This is a genomic window from Bacteroidota bacterium, from assembly GCA_025059945.1.
Lineage (GTDB): Bacteria > Bacteroidota > Rhodothermia > JANXDC01 > JANXDC01 > JANXDC01.
On the sequence record JANXDC010000004.1, the window covers coordinates 151677 to 168565 of the forward strand.

At 63.1% G+C, this 16889-nt stretch carries 15 protein-coding genes; 6 read left to right on the top strand and 9 right to left on the bottom strand.

The window, feature by feature from the left end; genetic code table 11:
- The 3 genes from NZ993_02595 to NZ993_02605 are packed head-to-tail and all read right to left on the bottom strand — an operon-like array spanning position 1 to position 4838.
- The gene (locus NZ993_02595; GenBank protein MCS7154684.1) at positions 1 to 1110 is read right to left on the bottom strand and encodes a response regulator; all 1110 of its coding nucleotides are present in this window, start codon (positions 1108 to 1110) and stop codon (positions 1 to 3) included.
- On the bottom strand, positions 1100 to 1480 hold the full coding sequence (locus tag NZ993_02600) for a response regulator (protein ID MCS7154685.1): 381 nt from the start codon (positions 1478 to 1480) through the stop codon (positions 1100 to 1102). Before NZ993_02600 ends, NZ993_02595 begins: the two co-directional genes overlap by 11 nt.
- Before the next feature lie 7 nt (positions 1481 to 1487).
- Positions 1488 to 4838: a response regulator gene (locus NZ993_02605; GenBank protein MCS7154686.1), complete on the bottom strand. Its 3351-nt coding sequence runs from the start codon at positions 4836 to 4838 to the stop codon at positions 1488 to 1490.
- A 231-nt stretch (positions 4839 to 5069) separates the two neighbouring features.
- Here NZ993_02605 and NZ993_02610 point away from each other — a divergent pair, with 231 nt between their 5' ends.
- Genes NZ993_02610 through NZ993_02625 form a run of 4 tightly spaced genes read left to right on the top strand, consistent with a single transcriptional unit; the run spans position 5070 to position 6957 of the window.
- The gene (locus tag NZ993_02610) at positions 5070 to 5672 is read left to right on the top strand and encodes a sigma-70 family RNA polymerase sigma factor (GenBank protein MCS7154687.1); all 603 of its coding nucleotides are present in this window, start codon (positions 5070 to 5072) and stop codon (positions 5670 to 5672) included.
- Complete coding sequence (locus NZ993_02615) at positions 5669 to 6043, top strand: hypothetical protein (GenBank protein MCS7154688.1); 375 nt, start codon at positions 5669 to 5671, stop codon at positions 6041 to 6043. The genes NZ993_02610 and NZ993_02615 overlap by 4 nt, the downstream gene beginning before the upstream one ends.
- Entirely contained in the window at positions 6040 to 6492 is a 453-nt protein-coding gene (locus NZ993_02620) for a Spy/CpxP family protein refolding chaperone (protein MCS7154689.1), read from the top strand. Before NZ993_02615 ends, NZ993_02620 begins: the two co-directional genes overlap by 4 nt.
- An 18-nt stretch (positions 6493 to 6510) precedes the next feature.
- On the top strand, positions 6511 to 6957 hold the full coding sequence (locus NZ993_02625) for a hypothetical protein (protein MCS7154690.1): 447 nt from the start codon (positions 6511 to 6513) through the stop codon (positions 6955 to 6957).
- On the opposite strand, the gene NZ993_02630 is transcribed toward NZ993_02625, so the two are convergent.
- Genes NZ993_02630 through NZ993_02640 form a run of 3 tightly spaced genes read right to left on the bottom strand, consistent with a single transcriptional unit; the run spans position 6954 to position 9763 of the window.
- Positions 6954 to 8213, bottom strand: coding sequence for an aminotransferase class V-fold PLP-dependent enzyme (locus NZ993_02630; protein MCS7154691.1), 1260 nt, complete (start codon positions 8211 to 8213; stop codon positions 6954 to 6956). The two genes, NZ993_02625 and NZ993_02630, sit on opposite strands and share 4 nt — an antisense overlap.
- Entirely contained in the window at positions 8210 to 8542 is a 333-nt protein-coding gene (locus NZ993_02635) for a hypothetical protein (GenBank protein ID MCS7154692.1), read from the bottom strand. Before NZ993_02635 ends, NZ993_02630 begins: the two co-directional genes overlap by 4 nt.
- Positions 8543 to 8554: 12 nt before the next feature.
- Complete coding sequence (locus NZ993_02640) at positions 8555 to 9763, bottom strand: pyridoxal phosphate-dependent aminotransferase (protein MCS7154693.1); 1209 nt, start codon at positions 9761 to 9763, stop codon at positions 8555 to 8557.
- Between the two features lie 132 nt (positions 9764 to 9895).
- Here NZ993_02640 and NZ993_02645 point away from each other — a divergent pair, with 132 nt between their 5' ends.
- Positions 9896 to 10744 carry an enoyl-ACP reductase gene (locus tag NZ993_02645; GenBank protein ID MCS7154694.1) on the top strand — a complete coding sequence of 283 codons (849 nt, stop codon included), beginning with the start codon at positions 9896 to 9898 and terminating at the stop codon, positions 10742 to 10744.
- Here NZ993_02645 and NZ993_02650 read toward each other — a convergent pair.
- From NZ993_02650 to NZ993_02660, 3 genes are read right to left on the bottom strand one after another with little or no spacing between them, the layout of a single operon-like run.
- Positions 10741 to 11919 carry a glycosyltransferase gene (locus NZ993_02650; GenBank protein MCS7154695.1) on the bottom strand — a complete coding sequence of 393 codons (1179 nt, stop codon included), beginning with the start codon at positions 11917 to 11919 and terminating at the stop codon, positions 10741 to 10743. The two genes, NZ993_02645 and NZ993_02650, sit on opposite strands and share 4 nt — an antisense overlap.
- Entirely contained in the window at positions 11916 to 12806 is an 891-nt protein-coding gene (locus NZ993_02655) for a glycosyltransferase family 2 protein (protein ID MCS7154696.1), read from the bottom strand. Before NZ993_02655 ends, NZ993_02650 begins: the two co-directional genes overlap by 4 nt.
- Positions 12807 to 12810: 4 nt before the next feature.
- On the bottom strand, positions 12811 to 14010 hold the full coding sequence (locus NZ993_02660) for a DegT/DnrJ/EryC1/StrS family aminotransferase (GenBank protein ID MCS7154697.1): 1200 nt from the start codon (positions 14008 to 14010) through the stop codon (positions 12811 to 12813).
- Between the two features lie 181 nt (positions 14011 to 14191).
- Between NZ993_02660 and alaS the strand changes: the two genes are divergently transcribed.
- Positions 14192 to 16885, top strand: a complete 2694-nt coding sequence (gene alaS, locus NZ993_02665; protein ID MCS7154698.1) for an alanine--tRNA ligase — start codon at positions 14192 to 14194, stop codon at positions 16883 to 16885.
- Positions 16886 to 16889 lie beyond the last annotated feature (4 nt).

Consider the following 16889-nt stretch of genomic DNA (forward strand, 5'->3'; position numbering starts at 1 on the left):
CTAGGAGACGGCCGCCGGAAGGGAGCGCTGTACGGGAAAACGCACCCGAAATCGCGCCCCTCCTTCGGTGCGGTTTTCTACACTGATCTGCCCCTGCAGGCGCTCGGTGAGGACCTTGCAGATATGCAGACCCAAGCCGGCCCCTTTTCTGGGACCGGCGCGGCTGCCCGTGTAAAAGCGCGTGAAGATCCGCTCCAGCTCCTCTGGGGGTATGCCCGGACCTTCGTCGGAGATCTCCACGTTCACTTGTTCTGCGCTGTGCTCGAGCCGAATCGTAACCGCTCCGCCGGCGGGGGAGAACTTGATGGCGTTTCCGATCAAGTTGCTGAAGATCTGGAAAAGCCATGTGCTATCGCCTAAAATCGTAATGGCGGTCTCCGGAGGAGTCCAGAGGAGCCGCACCCCCCGCTCTAGGGCGGCTCCCCGCAGGGCCTGAACGCTTTCCGATAGCAGCTCCCCGAGCGAAATGGGCTCCCAGTTCGGCTCTTGTTGTCCGGCCTGCAGACGGGCCCAATCCAGCAATTCGTTTACCAGGCGCAGCAGCCGTTCGCCTGTCTGCGCGATATCTTGAAGCGCCTCCCGCTGAAGCGAGGTGAGCGGTCCCATCTCTTCTGAGAGCAACAGGCGCGACAGGGCCGCTATGCCCGAAAGCGGAGAGCGCAGGTCATGGGATACCACCGAGAGGATTTCGTCTTTCTCTTGGCTGAGCATGCGCACCTGCTCCAGGGAGCGGCGCAGGCGGAGCTGGGTCTCGATGCGGGCCTTGAGCACAGGCAGGTTGACGGGCTTGGTCACGTAGTCGTTGGCCCCCAAGCTCAGGCCCTGGACGATGTCTTCGGTCTCGCCCTTGGCCGAGACCAGGATGATCGGCACCTCCTGGGTGGCCGGCTGCGCGCGCAGTATCGAGATGAGCTCATAGCCGCTTAGGCCGGGCATCATGATGTCGAGCAGGATGAGATCCGGAACACGCCGGGCAATACATGCCAAGGCCTGTGGGCCGCTTTCGGCCGCTTCCGGCTCGTAGCCTTCGCGCCGCAGCCGCTGCACAAGCAGGTCGCGGTTGAACTCCTGATCGTCGACGATCAGAATATGGGCGGGTTTATGGGGCATCGGGGCCTCGGCGAGGATCTAGGCGCTTGATGAGGCCGAGCAGTTCAGGCAGATGCACCGGCTTGGTGGCGTAGGCGTCGGCTCCGCAGGCTAGGGCCCGCTCGCGTTCGGCCGGCAGCACATGCGCAGAAAGGGCGATGATGGGGATGGAGGCTGTGTCGGGGTCGCTTTTAAGTTGTCGCGTAGCCTCCCAGCCGTCCATGACGGGCAGGCTCAGGTCCATGAGCACCAGATCGGGCCGCTCTCGGCGAGCCAGCTCCACGCCCTCGGCTCCATCGTGCGCCGTAAGCACGCTAAAGCCCCGCCGCTGAAGCCGCTGCACGAGCATATCGCGATTCATTTCGTTGTCCTCAACGAGCAAGATCCGCATAGCCAGGCTAACTGGGATTGAGGATGCGTCTTCCCACGTAACGCAATATGCGCCGGATTTCCCCCAGCAAGCTAAGCTGGTCATAGAGGCCTTTTTGCAGGATCCAGAGGATGCCCCCGTTTAGGTACTGGATCTCAGCCTGCGATAAGGTCTTGGCCGTGACCACCACGACGGGCAACTGCCGCCAATCGGGATGCTGCCGTAGCCGATGCAGGAACGCGAACCCGTCCATCTCGGGCATCATGAGATCCAGAAAGATCACATCCGGGCGGCTCTGCGCCAGGGCCTCCAGGGCCTCTCGGCCGTTGGGGGCCGAAGCTACCTGCCATCCCTCGCGGGCGATCGCCTGCGTCATGAGCTCCGCCAGCGCCTCGTCGTCTTCTACGATCAGCGCCTGGCCCGGTCGGTGTTCAGGGGTGAAGCGGGCCAGGACCCGGTGCAGTTGCTCCCGGTCCACGGGCTTAAGCAGGTAATCGTCCGCCCCCAAGGCATAGCCCAGATGGCGGTCTTCCAAAAAGCTCAACATCACCACCGGGATGTGGGCCGTCTGCGGGTCGGTTTTGAGCGTTCGCAGGATCGCCCATCCGTCTTGTTTGGGCAAAAGCACATCCAGCGTGATCAGGATGGGCTTGAGCCTACGGGCCAGCTCTAGGCCCTCTTCTCCGGAGGCGGCGTAAACGACCCGGTAGCCTTCTCGGCTCAGATAATGCTGGATCAGCTCGCCGACGGAGGGATCGTCGTCGATCGTGAGCACTACGGGCCCATCTCCTCCGAGCACAGGGGGATGCGGGGGTGGTTCGGGTTTCGGCAGATCGCCGCCCTCGCGTTTGGGCAGGCATTGCGGCAAGCAGACGCTAAATACGGAGCCCTTGCCCGGCTCGCTTTCGACGGAGATCTCCCCACCCATCATACGGACCAGTCGGCGCGAGATGGCCAACCCTAAGCCCGTACCGCCGTACTTGCGCGTGGTGGACATATCGGCTTGCCGGAACTCCTCAAACAAGTGCGGCAGGTGCTCTGGTGCGATCCCGATGCCGGTGTCCGCCACCTCGAAAACGAGCACGGGCTCCGCCGCCGGAGATCGGCTGCGTCGGACGCGCAGAAGAACGCGCCCGTTTTCCGTGAACTTGGCCGCGTTCGAAAGCAAATTCAGCAGCACCTGACGCAGTCGGACGGGATCTTGCCGCAGGCGGATTTTGCGCAGGCCGCGGATGGCGAATCGGTTGCCGTTTTTCGCCATAAGCGGAGCGATCGTGTGCGCAAGTTCCTCCAAAAACGGCTCCAGGTCGAATTCCTCGACGAAAAGCTCCATGCGGCCCGCTTCGATTTTGGAGAAGTCCAAGATGTCGTTGATGATGCCGAGCAGGTTGCGCGCGGCCGTGTGGATTTTCTGGAGGTTTTTTACGTGCTCCGTTTGTCCTTCTTCTTCCAGGATCTCCATCAACAGCTCCGTGTAGCCGATGATCGCGTTCATGGGGGTGCGCAGCTCATGGCTCATATTGGCCAAGAACTGGCTCTTGGCCAGGCTGGCCTGCTGGGCTTCGTCCCGAGCGCGGGCCAGTTCCAGAGCCTGCTCTTGCAGCATACGATTGGCTTGCCGAAGGGCGGATTCGTTGCGTTCATGCTGCAGGGCCGATCCGATGAGGCTTGCGGCGGCCAGAAGCGCGTCGCGTTCGGCTTCGAGCCAGTCATAGGTGTCCTCATGATGCAGGCTGAGTACACCCCAGAGGGTTTCGCCCACGAAGATAGGCGCAACGGCCAGCGTGTCCGCGTGCAGGCTTTCGAGAAGCTTCAGCATTTCGGGGTCGGATACGCATTCGCGGCAGGCGAAAATCCCTTTTCGATGGATGAACACGTTTGCTCTGCAAGCGGCCAATGCGCCCTCCATGGGCAGCGCCTTGGGCAGAGGGGGATCGGGCTGTGCCCCTTCGAATGCCGCGCGCTCTAGTTTCAGCCAAGCCTCTTCACAGCGCCATAGGGCCGCCCCCCGGGCCTGCGTAATGCGGGCTAAACGTGTCAGGGTATCCGCGATGGCTTCCCCTATATCGGAGCTTCGCAATAATTCATGGGCGCAGTCCGCGATCGTGGCCAAGATCGCATCCCGGCGCCGCAGAGCCTCTTGAGCCTGGCGCTGTTCGGTGATATCCCGGTAGCTACTTAGAAACATGGCCTTGCCCTCGTAGGGCACTAGGCACACCGAGACCTGCACCAGGCGCTCGCCGCCGTCCTTGCGTCGGATGCGCGTTTCGATTTGCTGCGGCTTTCCGGTTCGGAGCAGTTCCAAGAGCGCATCCAGAGCTTGCTGTCGCTCGCTCAGATCGGGATATAGAAGGATGTGCAGGTCTGTGCTCTGCACCTCCTCCAGGCTGTAGCCCGTTAGCTTCTCCATGGCGGGGTTGTAGATGAGCAGTTGGCCCTCGGGGTCGGACAGCGTAATGCCTTCCTGCAGAAACGAAAGCGCCAAGCGGAAGCGCCCCTCGCTTTGGCGGAGGCGTTCCTCGGCCTCACGCCTGTCCGTGACGTCCCGCGCCACGCAAGTGAAGGCGCCGTCCGCCTCCCCGCCGGGCTGGCGCGTGAAGTACAGGCTGAGCCAACGTCGCGCGTGCTGGGAGGTATGCACGGGGACCTCCACGCGCACCTCCCCGTGTAGGTCAACCAGGTGCGCGCTGAGCGCATAGCAGAGGGGGCGCCGAAAGCCGGGCAGAACCTGCTCGCAGAAATGGCACCCCCGGAGGTGATCCTGGCTAAGGCCAAAGAAGCGCTCCGCGGCTGGGTTGAGGTAGGTGAGCCGATGCTCGGCGTCCAGGGTGAAGATGATGTCCCCGGAGGATTCCAAGATAGTTTTGATCCGTCGCTCGGAGGCCTGGAGCTCTAGAAGCGCATAGCGGCGCTCGATCTCGTTCATCGTCTGCTGGGCCATCTCAAGGAAGATGTGCCGCTCGTTGTCCGTAAGCGTGCGGGGATGGGGATCGGCCATGGCCAAGACCCCAATCACGAATCCGTCGGGCGTAACAAGGGGCGCCGCCGCATAAAAGCGCACGTAGGGAGGGCCCGTTACGTAGGGGCTATGCCGAAAACGCGCATCTTGCGTGGCGTCCTCGACGAAGAGCACCTCGCCGGTGCGCACCACTAGATCCGCCAGCGTGCCCTCTCGGGGCACCTCGCCTCGGTCAAAGCCCACGCAGGCCTTATACCAGATGCGTCGATCGTCGACAAGCTCAACGAAGGCCAGTTGCACATTGAAAATGCGCGCCGTTAGCTCCGCGATCCGGTTGAACATGGGCTCTGGCGGGGTATCCAAAATCTGATACCGGGCCAGGGCCTCCAGACGACGCGCCTCTTGGAGAGCTAGGTCCATTTCGACTACCTTTCTTCCCCTCTTTAGTGAAAAACCTCCTTCGTGCCCCTAGCACACCCTCTAAAAGGGAGGGGACTTTTGTCTATTTTATGCCGCCCTTAAAGGGGCTCTATGCTCGGGTTGGGGGACACTTTAGGGCTTGAGCAAAAGTTTTGCCATTTCTGCCAAGGGTCGCCGCACCAGCGAACTTTTCGGATGCGAGGTCGTCTAAAAAACGACCGTACGTTCGCGATGCCCGTGCTCCGATTGGAGGATTGGACCGATAGCGCGCTCGTAGAACGGTTTCGCCATTCGGAGGCCGATCGGGATCGGGTGTTCACGGTGCTCATGCGTCGGCATTATGGGCGGTTGTACCGGCTTGTGTACTCGGTACTGGGACATCCCGAGGAAACCGCCGACGCCTTGCAGGAGGTGATGCTCAAACTCTATTGGCATCTACCTTCTTTTCGAGGGCAGGATGCGCAGTTCAGCACATGGGCCTATCAAGTTGCCTTGAATCATGCGCGGGACGTCCTTCGGCGCCGGCAGGTGCGGCAGCGTCATTGGGCTCCGGAGCCCGATCCGGAGCAGCTTCATCTGATGGGGCCCAGGACGGAGTCTCCCCATGAGGAGCTGGAGCGCGCCGAGGATCGCGAGCGTCTGTGGCGCTACATTCGGGCCCTGCCGGAGCCGCTGCGCGAGGCGTTGGTGCTGCGCGATGTAGAGGGATTGGACTACGAAACCATCGCCCGGATTACGGGGGTCTCCTTGGGTACGGTCAAAACCCGTATTTTCCGAGCGCGACGTAAGATCATACAGTGGTTGCGCACGCATGCGGAGGCTTTTAGGTCATGAAGCGCACGTTGTGGGCAATACGTTATCGGGCCTTGTTGGAGCAGGCCCGTCAGTTTCCCGCTCCCTCGGCGCCGGATCAGGCTTTGGAGCGTTTTTGGAGTCAGACCCTACCCAGCAGCGTTGGGCACACGCTCTGGGTTGGCCATTGGGCCAAGCGCCTTTGGTACTGGGCCGCTGCGGCCGCCGTGGCGTTCTGGGTTTTGGCCTGGATGGCGGCCCGTCAGGGGCATGAGTTCGATTGGAGCTGGAACGGCTGGGAGAGCTTTACCCGCGTTGAACTGATTATGCTCTCCTCTTCTGAGCCGTTGACGGCAGATGCGGTTGGCCCGATCCTATTAGAGAGCGCTTCCACGGAGGAGCCTTCGCCATGAGAGCCCGATGGCTGTGGCCTGTTTTACTGGGAGTGCTCATCTTCGCAGCCGGGATCGGAGCGGGGGTTTTCGTGGATCGCTTCCTGCTTCATTCGCGCTTCCGGGGTGGTCCGGAGCTGCTTTTGCTAGAGCGCCGCACTTGGGCGAAAGTCCGCCAGGAGCTGGCGCTCACCCCCGAACAGGCGCGGCGGCTGGAGGAGATCACCCGAGCGCACGCGCAGCAGATGAACGCCCTTCGGCAGCGCTTTCGTCGGGAGCTGCGCGCTATGGCCCAGCGTTACCGAGAGGCGATCCGCCCGGTCCTCACAGACGCCCAGTGGGAGCGTCTGGAGCGCCTGCGGCGCGAGCGACGCCTCGGGCTTCGGGAAGAGGAACGGCGCTTTCGGAGGTGGGATACCCTACGGCCCGCGCCTCCAAAGCCTATGGATACCCTTCCGCAAGAACCCTAAGCGACAGGAGGTTCAGCTATGCGCGCTTTGGGAATCCTCTTACTTTCTGGGGTGCTGGCGCAGTTGAGCGCTTGGGATGCGCGTGCTCAGACGCTAGAGCCCGATCAGCTGGCGGGCACCTGGAGGCTTGAGATTCAAACCCCCGCAAACCCGCCTGCGGGCGGTGGGGGCGGTCGTATGATGGGCGCCATGGGGGAGCGGCAGTTGATCTTTGAGAAAACCGAAGCGGGTCTTGCCGCCTACTGGTCCACCCCGCAGGGGAAAATGCCCTTCAACAAGGTGGAGATCAAGGGTAGCAAGGTCCTGCTGGAGCAAGTGCGCACCTTTCAGACACCCGACGGACAGGAACGCACCGTGCGCACGCAGCTGGAGTTAGAGCTCAAAAACGGGCAGCTAGTGGGGTCGATGAGCATGGGCATGAGCGGGCGTTCGATCTCGGTTGTGCTCACCCGGGTGACCTCCTAGGGCACAGGGCCCAGGGATCGAGGGGCTTCCTGGTAAGCCCCCGAACGCAGCGCCTCCTGCAGGGTCTCTATGAAGCGTTCCAGCTCTGGATAGCTATTCCATACAAAGGGGGCTAGGCGCACTCGGCGGTTCCGTCGGCTGTCGAGCAGGATGCCCCGTTGAGCGAGCCAACGGACCAAGCATTCGGCCTCGGGCACCTCGAGCACCAGCATAGGGCCGCGTCGGTCCGGATCCTCAGGGGATGCGATCCGGACCGAGCGGCCTAGTACGTGCGAACGCCGAATAGCCTCCAGCAGCCACTGCGTCTTGGCTGCGTTGTCCGCTTCAACCGCCTCTAGTCCAGCCTCCAGCAGGATCCGCACCCCCTCCACGGCGTGATACAAAGGGGCGATGGCGGGCGTTCCGCCCAGAAAACGCCGGCGCACACTTGGATGCGGGCGATACGCTTCCTCGAAGGCGAAAGGATCGGCCTCTCCCACCCAGCCCCCCAGGCGCGGGTTGAGCTCTAATCCGGGCCGTATGTACAGAAAAGCGTTTCCGGTTGAGCCGCACCCCTCCTTAAGCAGCCCCCCGAGGTAGCAGTCCACGCCCAGCTCCTGAACCCGAATGGGTCGTGAGCCCGCGGCATGATAGCCGTCTAGCGCAAGTAAAGAGCCGGTCTTGCGACACCGATCAACCAACTCCGCGATGACGGCATCCGGCAGGCGCTCTCCCGTCAAAAAGGCCACATGGCTTACGAAGACCAGGGCCGTGTTCGTCGTGATCGCCTCCAGCAAGGCGTGCAGGGCCTTTGCCGAGCTCGGATATGGGGTTTCTACGGCCTCCCAGCCTTCGGCTTGGGCCCACCGCAGAGCGCTATGCCGCACCGAAGGAAACTCGGCCTCCGTCCACACCAGGCGTCTGCGGCCCCGAAAGGGCTCGGGGCAGGATAACAAGGCCTGCACGGCCCAATGCACGCTGGGAAGCAGGATGCAGCTTCCGGGCTGGGCCCCCAGCAGGGGGGCGATGAAGCGGTCGCCCAGGTACTCCGGCAGGTTCCACCAGCCCACCGGAGTAGGATCCCCTGGATCCCAATGGTTGGGCACTTGATTCCAGGCGTCCACCCCGCGCAGGGCCCAGTCCTCCGCGAAACGGGCCATCATCTCGGGCACCGTGCAGGGCATAAGCCCGTGCGTGAAGGCGCGCAGCTCCACAACGCCCTCGGGTACCAAGAAGCGGGATCGAAAGCGTAGGCTGAGGTCTTCCGGCGTGCTCATGGCGAGGTATCCGAGCCGAGCTCCAACCACCGCAAGGCGCGCTCCTGAAGCCTTCGCAGCCGCTGCGGGTCCTCTACGGCAGATCGATAAGCTCGGAAAAACCGAGCCGTGTCCACTCCGTAAGCCCGACAGACGGCGGCGAAAGCGGAATCACGGGCTCGTTTTTCCGTATAACGCGCCTCCACTAGATGCGCTTCCGCAAGCAGCCGAGCCAGTAGCGCCTCAGTAAGCTTCGGATCGTCCGCGCGGCATCCGCCCAGGATTCCTAGCAGGCCGCAGAAGAGGGCGCCTCTAGCGTATGCGAAGGCCACCGTAGATCGCCTGGACATCGCTGCGGGCCCTCAGTGCAGGGCGCTTAAACCCGATGCGATCCGCCGTGCGGCCTCCTCCAGATCCGGCATGGAGGCGGCATACGAGAAGCGCACGCATCGAGGGTCTCCGAAGGCCTCTCCGGGCACGAGGGCCACTAGCTGTCGCTCGAGCAAGTACAGACACAGGTCCTGGGCTGTCTCGATCCGGCGCCCATCGGGCGCCCTGCGGCCAAAGTAGGCCGATACGTCCGGAAACAGATAAAAGGCCCCCTCGGGCCTAGGGCAAACCAGGCCCGGGATCTGGCTAAGGGCTTCATGCAGGAAATCGCGCCGCGCCCGAAAGGCCTCGCGCATACGCCGGACGGGCTCTTGCGGCCCCTCCAAGGCGGCCACCCCGGCCTTCTGCGCGATCGAGTTGGGAGCTGAGGTCATCTGGCCCTGCAGGTTCTCCATGGCCTCGATTACCGGCCTGGGGCCGGCCGCATAGCCTAGCCGCCAGCCCGTCATGGCGTAAGCCTTCGAGAAGCCGTTGACGACGATCGTGCGCTCCTGCATGCCGGGCAGGCTGGCTATGCTTACATGGGGTAGCTCGTAGGCCAGATGCTCGTAGATCTCATCCGAAAGCACCCAGACCCGTTCGTGTCGACGCAGCACTTCAGCCAAGGCGTTTAGTTCGGCCTCCGTGTAGATCATGCCCGAGGGATTGGAGGGCGAACAGAGCAAAAGCAGGCGTGTGCGCGTCGTGATGGCGGCCTCTAGCTGCGAAGCCGTGATCTTAAAGCGGCGTTCCGGGCCCGTTTGCAGGTACACCGGGATCCCGCCAGCGAGCTTAACCATCTCCGGGTATGTGGTCCAGTACGGAGCGGGGATGAGCACCTCCTCTCCCGGATTGACCAAGGCCAGTATCGCGAGCACTAAGGACTGCTTGGCGCCCGAGGAGCAGAGGATCTGATCGGGTTCGTAGTGGAGGCCGTTTTCACGCGCCAGCTTGCGCGCGATCGCCTCCCGAAGCTCCGGTATGCCCGGATTGGGGGTGTAATGCGTAAATCCGGCCCGGATCGCCTCGATGGCGGCCTCCCGGATGTGGTCTGGCGTGTCGAAGTCCGGCTCTCCGGCGCTTAAGCTGATAATCGGCTCTCCACGGCGCTTGAGCTCCATAGCCCGATGCGTCATGGCCAGAGTCTGGGAGGGGGTAAGGCGCTGCACGCGCTCGGCGATCGGGGCGAGCTGAATCGACATGGCGAACCCCCGGTGTCTGCAACCGGCTCTTGAATATACCGGGAGCCTGCGGCGCTGGGCAATCCCGGCCCTTGCTCGGCCTTAAGGCGCGGGCCTACCTTTGGGCCGCACACCAACAGGGGGAGCTACCCTATGCGCCGGAAATTCTACGGGCTATTGGAAGGTAAGCAGGGGGTCATCTTCGGACCGTTAGATGAGCACTCCATCGCTTGGCATATCGCCTTGGCCGTCTACGGTGAGGGCGGGCGGTTTATCCTTTCCAACGCCCCCGTTACGCAGCGCTTCGGCAAGGTTGAAGAGCTTGCCCGCCTCTGCGGAGGCGCTCCGGTAGTATACGCCGACGCCACAAACGACGCGGACATCCAGGCGGTCTTCGAGCGGGCGCGGGAGCTCTTTGGAGGTGTCGATTTCATTGTGCACTCTATCGGCATGTCGCTTAACATCCGCAAAGGACGTCCCTATGAGGCGTTGCACTACGACTGGTACGTGAAGACGCTCGACATCTCGGCCATTTCCTTGCATCGCATCATCCATCACGCCTTGCCTGTGCTCAACGACGGGGCCAGTATCGTGGCGCTGACCTACATCGGAGCGCAGCGCATCTTTTCGCGCTACTCGGATATGTGCGACGCCAAGGCGCTTCTGGAGTCGATCGCCCGCAACTTCGGCTCGCGTCTGGGCAAGCGGGGCATTCGGGTTAACACCGTCAGCCAAAGCCCCACGCGCACCACAGCCGGTACGGGGATCGAGGGTTTCGACGCGATGTTCGAGTTCGCCAACCGGCTCGCCCCGCTGGGCAACGCCACGGCCGAGGATTGCGCCGATTACGTGGTGACCCTGCTCTCAGACCTCACGCGCAAGGTCACCATGCAAAACCTCTATCACGACGGGGGCTTTTCCTCGATGGGCATGAGCGACGAGCTCATGCAGCTCTTCCAACGCGCCCTACAGGCCGAGGAGGCGGAACGGAAAGGGGCTTAAACCGATCCGGCTTGCGCTAAGGAGACATACAGCTCGGCTAGTCGCCTTCCCTGCTTGATGGCGTCGAACTCCGCCTCTGTGCGTGCGCGCGCAGCGCGCGCTATAGCCTCCCAGCGCTCCGGATGCCGAAGAAGCCAGCGAATCTGCTCAGCCAGGGCCTCTGGGTCCCGTTCCGGAGCGAGCAACCCCGTCTCCCCGGCTACGATCACCTCCGGGATATCTGCATGCCAGGTGCTTACCACGGGCATCCCCGTGGCGGCCATTTCAATAAGCACCACGGGCGCGCCGCCTTCGCTGTCCCCGTCGTGCGCCGTTACGCTCGGGGCCAGAAACACATGATGCCGGTAGGCCTCCTCCAGCAGGGCCCGATGGGACAAAAACCCCGGACGCCGCATGATTCGGCCAAGCCCGTAACGGCGTATTACGCGCTCAATGCGGAGCCGTTCGCGTTGGCTGCGCCAGGAGCCGTCTGCGCCGCCCACGAGCGTGATCTCTAGGGGAACTTCCCGCTGCAAAAGCCCCAGCGCCTCGAGCGCGTACGGGATGCCCTTTTTTTCGCGAAAGGAGGCGGCGATCAGCACCCGCAGCGGCTGTCCCGGATGCCAGCGTCGGGGCGCAAAGGGTAGCCTCTCCAGCGACACCCCCAGATGATGGACGCGGATCTTCCCCAGTGGACATCCCAACTCCGCGATTCGAGCGGCCATGTGCGGCCCTTCGCAGAGCACCAAGGCGGCCTGGGCGAAAAGCGCCCGATATCGGGCATACCATCGCGCATCGCGCCGGGGAAGCCAGCCCACATCCCGACCGTAAAAACTCACCACCAACGGAAGCCCGAGCGCGGCTGCCGCTCGGTGATCCTCCCAGGCCACATCGCCGAAGTGTCCGTGCAGCAGCTGGGCCCTTAAGCGCTTTGCCTGCTCGACCACAAAGGGCCAATACGGGCGCAGGCCCACGGCAAAGGCCAAATGCTCCAAGGCCCATCGAAGAGGGCTATCCTGAAAAAGCAGGTAAAGCTCCGGCCACGGAAAAGCCGTGCGATCCCCCTCGGGACGTTCGGCGGCCACCGCGCTGCGGATGCGCTCTCTGGGCAGGTGCCGAAGCTGCTCGTAGAGCCAAGTCTGGGTTCGGGGCAGCCAAGTGCGCACCCGATGCAGCACGCGGATCGGATCGCTCATGCGCACTCCCATGGGACCAGACGCCGCAGGCGCCGTAGCTGGCGCAGCGTTTTCAGAAGAGCCCCCAACACGGACCGGTCTGGCGCGCATCCGGCCCCCAAAGATCGACTCACGTATAGCCGACCGATCCCCAGGAGGCGGCGCCGCAGCGGCGCCGAAAGGGCGCGCATAAGCTCCGGATACCAGCTGAGGTACTTGGCGTACGTGGCGATTTGATAGCGGGCGGCTTCAGTCCGCTTTAGGCTCATGCGGCCGGGATGAAACCGGTATACCGCAACCGGATCCGGGCAAAACAGGACGGGATAGCGCAGCGCCAGGCGAAACCACAGGTCGTCGTCTTCGTTCCAACGCAGCGCCTCATCAAACCCCCCCACGGACAGGAAGGCCGCCTGGCGCACCGTCACAGCCGAGGTCCGAATGAAGCTTCGGCGAAGCAGCGCGGGCGCGATCCAGCCCGACGGCAGCGCACGTCCCTTGCCCTGCAGGGGTCGGCTGGTGAGCCGACCATCGGGAAACTGGCCGATCAGCTCTCCGTAGACAAAACCCACTTCGGAGTGCGCCTCCAGCAGCTCCGAGTGCCGCTGCAGACGGTGCGGCAAGTAGCGGTCGTCGCTGTCTAAAAAGGCCAGATATCGTCCCCGGGCTAAGCACGCACCGACGTTGCGCGCCCCAGCAGGGCCGCGGTTTTGAGGGAGCTTATAGAAGCGCAGGCGTTCGTCTCGAAAGCGCTCAAAGGCCCGGCGAGCCTCTTCGTCCTCGGAACCGTCGTCTACGATCAGAAGCTCCCAGTCTGAGAGATGCTGCTCCCGAACGCTCGCTATCGCCTCGCAGAGCCACTCGGCTGGGCGTCGGTATACGGGCAGGATGACCGATACAAGGGGCCGCATCGGCCTAAAGCCATCTCGTATGCAGGCGTGAAAATATGTCGTGCACCGCGGCTATGACGTCTTCGACGTCTTCGTCCGTGAGCTTGGGGGAGAGGGGAAGGCTTACGGTTTGCCTGCCGATGCGCATGGCCACAGGCCACTGTTCCGGTCGCCAGCCGAGGTGCTCTCGGTAGAACGGATGTTCGGGAATGCTCACGTAATGCACCCCGACGCCGATGTGATGGGCCGTCATGGCCTGAAGAAACGCATCGCGGCTCAGTCCGGCCCGCTCCTCGTCGATGAGCAGCGTGTACAGATGAAAGGCGTGCCGGGTTTCGGGTTCGGGGTCTGTGGGCCGGATTACGGGCAAATCGGCGAAGGCTGCGTTGTAGCGTTCCCAGATCGCCTTGCGGCGCGTCCACCAAAGATCGATCTTGGGCAGCTGATGCAGGCCTATAGCGGCCTGCAGGTCCGTCATGTTGTACTTGAACCCCGCCTCAAGCACCTGATAATGCCGGTAGCCGGAGTCGCCAAAGCGCCTCCACGCATCGTGCGATAGTCCATGCAGGGATAGCCGTTTGATGCGCGCGGCGTGTTCAGCGGAGCCGGTTACGACCATGCCGCCTTCGCCGGTGGTGATATTTTTGGTCACGTAAAAGCTATAGCAGCCAAAAAGACCAAACGTTCCGGTTCTGCGCCCCCGGTATTCGGCCTCGATCGCATGGGCGCAGTCCTCTAGGAGCAACAGCCCATGACGCTCCGCGATCCGAGTCAAGGCATCCATCGAACAGGGGCGGCCGGCGAAGTGCACGGCCAAAATGGCCGCTGTGCGCCCCGTGATGGCGGCCTCGACGGCCGCCGGGTCCAGGTTCATGGTCACCGGATCAACGTCGGCCAACACCGGGCGCGCGCCTGCGTGCAGGATGGCGTTGACCGTAGCGCAAAACGTAAGGGGCGTGGTGATGACCTCATCGCCGGGCCCGATGCCGGAGGATAACAGACTCAAATGCAGCGCGGCCGTACAAGAGTGCACCGCCACCGCATGCGGTGCGCCCACGTAACGACGAAAGGCCTCCTCAAAGCGGGCTACTTTCGGCCCCGTACCCAGCCAGCCCGTTCGGAGGCAGTCGACCACCTCCTCGATCGCTTCGGGCTCGATCAAAGGAGAACCAAAAACCAAAAACCTGTCGCGGCTGCGCACAGGCCGCGCGATTTTGACCTCCATAACCCAGAGGGCAATCGGCCAAAATGCAACAAAGCAGTAAAATGTACTTACTTGATATAACTTAAGACAAGCTGATACGTCTATATCAAATTGTCTTCGCAAAAAACGTTCTTTCATTTGTTCTACGGCGCACTGCTTTGTACTTTTGTTCACGAAGTCAGGTAGCCCCTAGCTGCTCGCCATGAAACCTGCCCGCGTCATCCGAGAGGAGTTTTTGGATTTCTTCCGCGCCCGCGGTCATGAGATCGTGCCCTCCTCGCCCGTGGTGCCCAAGGATGACCCGACGCTTCTTTTCACCAACGCCGGCATGAACCAGTTCAAGGACGTCTTTCTGGGTCTGGGCAAACGCCCCTACAAGCGGGCCGCCAATACGCAGAAATGCATCCGCGTTTCGGGCAAACACAACGACCTCGAGGAGGTCGGGCACGATACGTATCATCACACCTTCTTCGAGATGCTGGGCAATTGGTCCTTTGGCGATTACTTCAAGCGCGAGGCCATCGCTTGGGCTTGGGAGCTGCTCACCGAGCGTTGGGCTTTGCCCAAGGATCGCCTGTATGCGACCGTTTTCGCCGGCGATCCGGAGGAGAACTTGGAGCCCGATGAGGAGGCCGCTCGCCTCTGGATGGAGGTCACGGACATAGACCCCGGTCATGTGTTGCGCTTCGGCAAGCGGGACAACTTCTGGGAGATGGGCGAGACCGGCCCCTGCGGGCCCTGCTCGGAGATCCACATCGATTTGCGTTCGGATCGGGAACGGCGCCTTGTGCCCGGCTCGGCTCTTGTGAACGCCGGTGATCCGCGCGTGATGGAGATCTGGAACCTGGTCTTCATCCAGTTCAACCGCCGTCCGGACGGCCGACTGGAGCCGCTTCCGGCCAAGCACGTGGATACCGGGATGGGTTTTGAGCGCATCACGGCTGTGCTGCAGGGCAAGAGTTCCAACTACGATACGGACATTTTCAGGCCGCTTCTGCGGCGTCTAGCCGAACTGGTGCCGCGTCCAGAGGTCGAGGACTACGATCGGATAGAGCTGCCGGAGCCCGAACGGGAGCGCGTGCAGGTGGCCATGCGCGTGGCCGTTGATCACGTGCGCGCTGTGGCCTTCGCGATAGCCGACGGGGCTCCGCCCTCCAACGAAGGTCGGGGCTACGTGGTGCGGCGCCTGCTTCGGCGGGCCGTTCGTTATGGCTATCAGGCGTTGGGCTTTCGGGAGCCCTTCTTGCACGCTCTGTTGCCCGCTCTAGCGGATACTATGGGGGACGTGTTCCCGGAAATCCGCCAGCAGGCCACATACGTGGAACGGGTGATGCGCGCCGAAGAGGAGGCCTTTTTGCGCACTCTGGGCCGGGGTATTGAGCTCTTCGAAGGACGGGCAGCGGAGCTGCAGGCCAAAGGCGAGCGCGTCTTCGATGGAGAGACGGCCTTTCTTTTGCACGACACCTACGGATTCCCCATCGACCTAACGGCGCTCATGGCCCGCGAACGGGGCCTATCCGTGGATACGGCCCGCTTTGAATTCCTCATGCAGGAGCAGCGGGAGCGAGCTCGCGCAGCCGGTCTCTTCCGCGCCCAACAGTCCCTGGGCCAAGAATGGAGGGTCGTATCCGAGGGGCCCGATTCGGAGTTCGTAGGCTATGACACGCTCAGAACCCTTTCGCAGGTTCGGGCTTGGCGTCCGCTAGGGGACCGATATGAAGTGTTGCTCGATGTGACCCCGTTTTACGCGGAAGCCGGCGGTCAGGTCGCCGACCGCGGCCTGCTTGTGTGGGGTGAGGAGGCGGTGCGCGTGCTGGATGTGCAAAAGCGCGACGGACGAATCGCGCACGTACTGGAACGCCTCCCCGAAAAGCTCGAGGGCCCCGTGGAGGCCCTAGTGGATCGGGATTGGCGCGAAGGGGCTAAGCGGCATCACACGGCCACGCATCTGGTGCACGCCGCCCTGCGTCGGATCCTGGGTGAGCACGTGGTCCAGAAGGGATCGCTAGTGGCTCCGGATCGGCTGCGGTTTGACTTCTCGCATTTTGAGCGTCTCTCCGCGCGCGAGCTGGATGCGATCGAACGCCTGGTCAACGAAAAAATCTGGGAGAACATCCCCAAGATCGAGGAGCGCCAAGTGCCCCTGGAGGAGGCGCTGGCGCGCGGGGCTCGGGCCCTGTTTGGGGAGAAGTACGGCGAGTTTGTACGCATGATCACCTTTGACCCGGATTTTTCCGTGGAGCTCTGCGGCGGCACCCACGTGGACGCCACGGGCGAACTCGGCTACTTCCGCCTGCTTCACGAAGAGGCCGTGGCCGCGGGCGTGCGACGCCTGGAGGCCGTCGTGGGCCCAGCCGCCGATGCGGTGCTGCGTCAGGAGAAGGCCGAGCTAGCCGAAATACAGCAGCTTTTCCGCACCGCGTCGCGCTCCGTAGCCGAGGCCGTGCGGCACCTGGCCGAATCCAAACGCGAGCTGGAGCGGGAGTTGGCCCGCTTGCGGCTGCAGATCGCTCAGACCCAGCTGCAGCATCTGCTTCAAAGTCAGTTGCAGGCTGTCGGTCCTGTGCGGCTGCTAGTGGGCCGCATCGAGGTGCAGGACGTAGAGACGCTCAAACAGCTGGGCTATTACCTGCGCGAGCGGCTCGGACCCGGCGCCGTGGGCGTGCTGGGCTCTGTCACAGCAGAGGGCAAGGTGCTGCTCCTGACCACGGTTTCAGAGGACCTAGTGCGCGAACGGGGCCTGCACGCGGGTCAGCTCGTCTCGGAGCTGGCCCGTGAGCTCGGCGGGGGCGGCGGCGGACAGCCCACGTTGGCTACGGCCGGGGGGCGCGAGGCCGGCCGTCTGGATGCCGTTCTGGCCTCGGTGCCGGGCCGCATCGCGGGTGTGCTCGCCTAGCAAA